We start from the raw sequence: 394 nt of genomic DNA, 5'->3' as shown, positions 1-394 counted from the left end.
ACCACGCAGGCGCCGCCAATGTCATCTGCCAGAAGCTGCAAAGCGTCGGCGGCGCCTGCGTGGTGGTGCGCAACCGGTAAGGGCCGAGGGCGCGAAGCGCTGCGCCGACAGGTTGGCGGGGCTGGCGCGCTGGCAATATGAGCGTCCACAACCGGATACGCTACGATCTCGAAGTCGAGACGAACGCCCAAACGCCGCTGCAATGTGCCCGTCGCATCGAGCAACGGTTTCAGCTATAGCGGCGGCCACCATCTCTCCTTGGGCAGCAGCCCTGTCATGCGAGCGCCCATGTTCGACGGATACATCATCTGCGGCACGCCCAGAACCGGCAGCACCTTGCTGTGCAAGCTGTTGGCGGCCACCGGAACGACCGGTGATCCCCACTCATTCTACC

General features: G+C 64.5%; 2 protein-coding genes. Both read left to right on the top strand.

Going from position 1 to position 394, the window contains the following annotated elements; all coding sequences use genetic code 11:
* Nucleotides 1-137: 137 nt before the first annotated feature.
* The gene (locus EN749_RS39350; RefSeq protein WP_245491608.1) at nucleotides 138-239 is read left to right on the top strand and encodes a hypothetical protein; all 102 of its coding nucleotides are present in this window, start codon (nucleotides 138-140) and stop codon (nucleotides 237-239) included.
* Nucleotides 240-276: 37 nt separating this feature from the next.
* Nucleotides 277-394: Stf0 family sulfotransferase (locus tag EN749_RS39520; RefSeq protein WP_348629417.1), on the top strand; the 118-nt coding region annotated here is incomplete at its 3' end.

The organism is Mesorhizobium sp. M7A.F.Ca.ET.027.02.1.1 (assembly GCF_004022985.1).
Lineage (GTDB): Bacteria > Pseudomonadota > Alphaproteobacteria > Rhizobiales > Rhizobiaceae > Mesorhizobium.
This window is presented reverse-complemented; position numbering and strand designations above follow the sequence as displayed.